Source organism: Streptomyces sp. NPDC058691, assembly GCF_042714775.1.
Taxonomy (GTDB): domain Bacteria; phylum Actinomycetota; class Actinomycetes; order Streptomycetales; family Streptomycetaceae; genus Actinacidiphila.
In genome coordinates this window covers 1-6,876 of record NZ_JBHXSO010000127.1, presented here as the reverse complement: position 1 = coordinate 6,876, position 6,876 = coordinate 1, and the positions used below count along the sequence as shown (strand labels likewise).

Sequence of the window (6,876 nt, the reverse complement as noted above, 5' to 3'; positions counted from 1 at the left end):
GCGACCGTCATCGACGCTCCCGACGTCGTGGACGGCAACCTCGTCTCCTGCCGGGGATGGCCCGACATGCCGCAATTCGGCAGGGCGATGATGGAGCTCTTTTCGAAATCCATCAACTCCGCATCGGCATGACCACACCCGGCCTGTCCTGATGAAGCCCGAGCCACTCGCCGACCTGTGCCACCGCCATCGTCATGCGCCCGTCGCCAGAGGCCAGGCCTCTGGCGATGTCGGCCACCCGGTGGCTCGATCCCGGCCAACCTGTTCAACCCGCGAGTGATCGTCATCGGAGGCTGTTTCGCCTCGCCGGCCCAGTGGCCGCTGCTCCACGCACAAGTCCAGCTGCAACGGCTCGTGGTGGCAGCTCCAGCCGCCCAGTGCCGATTCGTCGCCTCCACGCTCAGCTTCGGCGCCGCCTCCCGTGGCGCGGCGAACATGGTGATCAACCACATCATCGACGACCCGACCGCGATCATGGATTTCCCCAGGCCGGCACCTTACTGACGGCCCCCCAGACCTGGAGACGGCACCCTCCAGCAACCGCAATATGCGCTACCACCACGTGGCAATAAGCGCGACGGCGCGCGCCGTGCCCGACATCCCCCAGGCAGGAAGGGTTTTTCATGTCACCACGTCATCGAACGTGGGCCAGGCTGCTCGACGCAGCCCTGCCAGAAAACGGACGACGCCCGAGACGTCGCACCGCGACCACAATGGCCTTAGCCCTCATAGCCCCTTTCCTCACGCTCCTCGCGACGCCGGTGAGCGCCGTGACCCCCACGGCGGCTGAGCCCGCTTCCGTCGCTGCACCGGCGCCGCCGCAGCAGCCCGCGCCTCCCGCCAAGCCCGCACCACCAGACGCCCGCTTCAAGGTGCTCGTGGTGCGCAGCACCCAGGACGCGGTGTCGTCGGCCGGCCTGGCCGCGATCCGGGATGCGGCCAGAACCGGTCATTTCACGGCCGTGGCGCCCGGGCCCGCCGACGTGGGCGACCATTTCACGGAGAAGAAGCTGGCGCAGTACCGCGCGGTCGTGTTCTTGGACACGGGTCTCGCGAGCCCGCTCACGGACGCGCAACGCGCGAACTTCGAGAGCTACTTCCGCGACGGCGGCGGCTTCGTCGGCGTCGGCTCGGCGGTCGAGACCGACGAGTCCTGGTCGTTCCTGACCGACATCCTGGGGACGCGTGCGTCCGGCAGGACCGACGTGCAATCGGGTGACGTGAAGGTCGCCGACCGCGTCCACGACGCGAGCAAGGATCTGCCGCAGATCTGGTCGCGGACCGACAATTGGTACAACTTCAAGAAGAACGTCCGCGGTGTGTCACACGTTCTCGACACCGTCGTCGAAGACCCGTTCGGGCCGCAGCCACAGGGCGCCGACCTCGACGGGATCGCCGGGGGCACGATGGGCGCCGATCACCCGGTCTCGTGGTGCAAGGACTTCCAGGGCGGCCGCTCGTTCTACACCGGCCTGGGCAACACGGCCGCGAGCTTCGACGCCGGCCTCACCAAGCACCTCAAGGGCGCGATCGGCTGGGCCGCGGGCCAGGCCGACCCCGCCTACAGCGATTGCGGCGCGACCGTGCTGGCCAACTACCAGCAGACGAAGATCGGCTCGCCGCCGAACCTGCAGGAGCCGATCGGCTTCGACCAGCTGCCGGACGGCCGCGTTCTGCAGACGGACCGCCTCGGCTCCCTGCGCATGCACGACTCGACCACGGGCGTCACCACGGTCGTCGCCAACTTCGCCGATCCGAGCCTGCCGATGACGCAGCAGATCTACTCCGCGGGCGAGGACGGGCTCTATGGCCCGGCGGTCGACGCCAACTTCGCGACCAACAAGTGGGTCTACCTCTACTACTCGGCGAAGGAGGTCACCGACGTCAAGCTGAGCGACGGATCGGTCGTCACCCAGATCACGCCGAACACCACCCCGCCGAACGTGGCAGCGTCCAAGACCGCGTGGGATCCGTACGTGGGCTATTTCCAGCTCAGCCGCTTCAAGTTCGTCGACGCCACCGACAGCACGCCGGCGCACCTCGACATGGGCTCCGAGCAGCAGATCATGCGCGTGCCGGTCAACCGCCAGGAATGCTGCCACGTCGGGGGCGACATCGACTTCGACAAGCACGGCAACCTCTGGATGGTCACCGGCGATGACACGCCCGCGGGCGGCATCAACGCCGGCGGCTACGGGCCGTACAACTCGCAGAAGACCGACGAGCAGCAGACCGTGCGCGTCACCAACGCGACGGGCGGCACGTTCACGCTGACCTTCGAGGGCCAGACGACGGAGCCGATCGCGTGGAACGCGGATCGCAATGCGATCGACGCGGCGCTCGAGGCGCTCTCGAACATCGAGGCGGACGAGGTCCAGACCAGCGGCGGCCCGGTCAACACGTCGAACGTCAACGTGTTCTTCCGCCGCGGCAAGCAGCAGTCCGCCCAGCCGCAGATCACCGCCGACGGCGCCGGCCTGAGCGGCACCGCCACGCCGGCGATCGCCACCAACACGGCGCAGGAAGGCGGCTGGTATCAGCGGCTCACCGGTGACTCGCGCCGCACCGCACTGAACACCAACGACCTGCGCGGCAAGGTGCTGCGGATCAAGGTCAAGGACGGCAACATCTCCGCCGCCGACGCCAACAAGGTCGCCTTCGGCCCCGGCCCCGGCCCCGGCACGGGCGCCTACTCGATCCCGCCGGGCAACCTGTTCCCGCTGGTCGCGGGCAAGCCGCGAGACAAAACGCGGCCGGAAGTCTACGCGATGGGGTTCCGCAACCCGTTCCGGATCCAGGTCGACGAGAACGACGTGGCCTACATCGGCGACTACTCGCCCGACGCCCAGACACCGCAGCGCTCGCACGGCCCGGCGGGCACCGGCCGCTACGAGATCGTGCGCAAGCCGTCCAACTACGGCTGGCCGACGTGCTACAAGCGCGACCTCGCGCACTACCAGTGGAACTTCCACGAGTTCGCGCCCGGCACCACCACACCGGGCACGCCGCTGAACGACCCGCCTCAGAAGTTCGACTGCAACGGGCCGACGCAGCGCAACGACTCACTGTGGAACATCGAGGGCGGTCCGACGGTCGAGCCGGGCCTGAGGGACGTCCCGCCGGTCACCGACCCGGACATCTGGTACTCCTACCGCGACAACAACACGAGCGCGCCGCTCGGCACCCCGTGCGAGGCCTACTACGCGCCGACCCCGGGCCCGACCGCTCCCGGCTCGACGAGCGAATGCCCGCGGCTGTTCCCCGAGCTCTACACCGGCGGCGTCGGTCCGCACGGGGTCACGAAGTACCACTACGACCCGAAGAACCCGAACCCTCACAAGTTCCCGCCGTACTACGACGACTCGGTGATCATCAGCGAGTGGACGCAGGACACGCTGCGCGAGGTCAAGCTCGACAAGCGCACCAACCACGTCCAGAAGATCAACAACTTCCTGGATTGCGGCAGCCGTGCGAACGCCGGGGCAGGCACGTTCCGGTTCGAGTGCGACAACCCGATGGACTTGCAGTTCGGTTCTGACGGCGCGTTCTACCTGCTGACCTACGGCAACGGGTTCAACGTCATCAGCCCCGACGCGGGCATGTACAAGTGGGAGTACGTCAAGGGCAAGCGCGCGCCGAAGGCCGTGCTCACCACGGACCGCACCGACGGCTCAACGCCGCTGACCGTGAAATTCTCCAGCGCCGGCTCGCTGGATGAGGATCCCGGCGACTCGATCCGCTACGAGTGGAACTTCGGCGACGGCTCGGCGGTCGAGACCGACCCGAACCCGGCACACACCTACACGCAGTCCGGCCGCTACACCGCCGTGCTGACCGTGCTCGACTCGTCCGGCAAGCAAACCTCGACCAGCACCGTGATCACCGTGGGCAACACGAGCCCGACGGTGGTCGTCGATACGCCGGTGGAGGGCGGGACGTTCGCGTTCGGCGAGGACATCCCGTTCTCGGTCACGGTCACCGACCCCGAGGACGGGACGGTGAATTGCTCCGAGGTGCAGGTGACGTTCGTGCTCGGCCACGACGCGCACGGCCACGCCGAGGAGTCCGTCAACGGCTGCTCGGGCGTGCTCCACACGGACGCCGACGACGTCTCACACGGCGGCAACGTCTCCGGCGTGGTCCAGGCGCGCTACACCGACCACGGCGGTCCGGGCGGCGTCCCGCAGCTGACCACGACCGGCCAGCACCAGATACGCCAGAAGCACCAAGAGGTGGAGTTCGTCGTCAACCAGTCCGGCACCAACACGGCGACCAACACCGACGGCGGCGCCGGCGTGCACCGCGGCAGCCTTGGCTCGGGCGACTGGCTCCAGCTCAACGGCCCATTCAACCTGACCAACATCGATTCGATCACGTTCCGCGCGGCGGACGCGGCGAACGGCCGCACGGCCGGGTCGCCGCTGGCGGCAATCGAGGTCCGTCAGGACTCGATCACCGGGCCGATCCTGACCACGGCCAACCTCGTGTCCACCGGCGGGACGGGAACCTGGACGAGCCAGACGTTCCCGGTCTCGATGTCCGGGACGCATGAGCTGTTCCTGGTGTTCCGCCCGGTCACGGCCGGCGCCACGGGCGGCAACCTGTTCAACCTGAACTGGGCCGACTTCGTCGGTACGGGCGTCGGCACCTAGCGAACCCGCCCGTGCCGACGAACCCGGGTTCGTCGGCACGGGCATCCGCACCCAGCGCACCCGCCTGTATAGCGGCAGGAGAGAAGACACTCATGCGGAGAAGATTTCGCACATCGGCAGTGGCCGCCTTCCTGACGGCGGCCGCACTCACCCCCGCGACACCGTCGTGGGCACAGGAAACGACACCGCCGACGATCAACGTGGCGACGCTGTCGCCCTCTGCGCCGACCGGCCAGAACAACTGGTACACCGGCCCGGTGACGCTGAACGTGTCGGGGACCGACGACGTCGGCATCGCCAAGTTCCAGTACTCGCTCAACGGCGGCGCCGCCTACATCGACGTGCCCGTCGAGGGGGCGCCGACGTCGGCCACGGCGTCAGCGGTGATCACGCAGGAGGGCAACACCAGCGTCCGGTACCGCGCGGTCGACACGGCCGGAAACGTCGCGGCGTTCCGCTCGGTCTCGGTCCGGATCGACACGCGCGCGCCGGCTGCATCGTACCCGGCGATCACCGACGGCCACGTCGGTCACGTCGCCACGCTTATCCCGACGCGCACGGACCCCACCCCCGGCTCGGGCGGAGTGGCTGTGCTGAACATGTACCTCGACGGCAAGCTGGTCCCGCCGTTGCCGGTGCAGACCTCCGACCTGTCGCTCGGCGTGCACACGCTCGCGGTGCATCTCTCTGACGCTGCTTCCAGCAGCGCGAAGTACACGCAGACGTTCATCGTGACGACCTCGTTCGCGGACGTCGGCACGCTGATCACCCGGTTCGTGACCGCCGGCAGCGTCCCGGCGGAGGTCGGCGCGGCGCTCCAAGCCAAGGTCGACCAGGCGAAGGCGCTCGCCGACGCCGGTTCGGCCAATCGCGCGACCCAGGTCCTGAACGGGTTCGTCTCGGTCGCCGGCCGGATCCCGCCCGGATCGGCCCGCAGCACACTCGTGGGCGATGCTCGCTACCTGATCGACCAGCTCAACGACCGGCTCGCGCCGGAGCCCGCGACGGGCCTCAAGTCCGAGCCCGCGGAGGGCCCGAAGTTCATCCCGGACCCGGTGCTCGCCCCGCTCCCGCACAAGCCGGACGCCGACTACAACGTCCTCATCTTTTCCAAGACGACGGGCTTCCGGCACGACCACATCCCGCACACCGTGGCCGCGATCCAGAAGCTCGGCATCGCGAACAACTTCAACGTCGACGTCTACGACCCGCAACTCCCGACGGTCACGCTGCCCACGAGCCCGTTCCTGAGCCTCGACACGCTCAAGCAGTACGACACGATCGTCTTCGAGTCCAACGTCGGGCACCCGGGCCCGCTCAATGCGACCACCGAGCAGCCGAACTTCGAGGCCTACATGAAGCAGGGCGGCGGCTATGTCGGCATCCACGGCGCCGCCGACTCGTTCGAGGTCGGCACCTGGCCGTGGTACGGCGACCTCGCCGGTGGGTTCTTCACCAACCATCCGAACGGCCAGAACGGGTTCGGCCAGTGCGGCAGCTGCATCCACGCCGAGGTGGTGACCGAGGACAAGACGCACCCGGCGACCGCGCATCTCCCTGCCCGGTGGATGACGGTCGACGAACTCTACAACTTCGACCGCAACATGCGGGCCGACGTGCACACGCTGCTGAGCCTCAACGAGGACAGCTACCAGCGCAGCCTCAACAGCGGCAACGCGGCCACCACCCCGCTGCGGCTGATGAACGGCGACCACCCGATCGCGTGGTGCCAGAACTGGGGCGGTGGCAAGGCGTTCTCGAACATCCTCGGCCACTTCCGGACGCTGTACTACGATGACGCGTTCATGCAGATCATCCTCGGCGGGATCGAGACGACCGCCGACCGCAGGGACGCCAACTGCTCGTCCTACCGCGAGACCAACCTGCTGATCGAAGCTGACCGAGCCGCCGGGCTGCTGACCGCGGACGCCGCGGACGCCGCCGATGCCGCCCTGGACATCGCGCGGGACAGCTACCTGGCAACCAACTACACCACCGCCATCCCGGCGCTGAACTCGATCGTCGCCCTGGCGAACGACAATGCCTCCGGCGACGCTGCGGCGCGTTCCGAGCTCGCGCGGCAGGCGCGCGAGCTTCGGGAGTGGATGCAGAACCTCAACCGCTGACCCGTTCACGCGGCGGGGGGGGGGGCAAGCCCCCCCCCCCCCCCCGCGGCCGGGGGGCGCCGCACCCGGAACATATAAAAAAAAAACAAGCCCCCAAA

Annotated in this window: 3 protein-coding genes; all 3 read left to right on the top strand. The window is 68.4% G+C overall.

Translation table 11 applies throughout. The annotated features are described in order from the left end of the window. Positions 1-276: 276 nt before the first annotated feature. A complete protein-coding gene (locus ACFWVC_RS38330) occupies positions 277-504 on the top strand; it encodes a hypothetical protein (RefSeq protein ID WP_384299302.1) in 228 nt (75 codons plus the stop codon). A gap of 377 nt (positions 505-881) precedes the next feature. Beyond that, positions 882-4,652 carry a ThuA domain-containing protein gene (locus ACFWVC_RS38325; protein ID WP_384299299.1) on the top strand — a complete coding sequence of 1,257 codons (3,771 nt, stop codon included), beginning with the start codon at positions 882-884 and terminating at the stop codon, positions 4,650-4,652. Positions 4,653-4,663: 11 nt separating this feature from the next. Further along, positions 4,664-6,778 carry a ThuA domain-containing protein gene (locus tag ACFWVC_RS38320; RefSeq protein WP_384299296.1) on the top strand — a complete coding sequence of 705 codons (2,115 nt, stop codon included), beginning with the start codon at positions 4,664-4,666 and terminating at the stop codon, positions 6,776-6,778. Positions 6,779-6,876 lie beyond the last annotated feature (98 nt).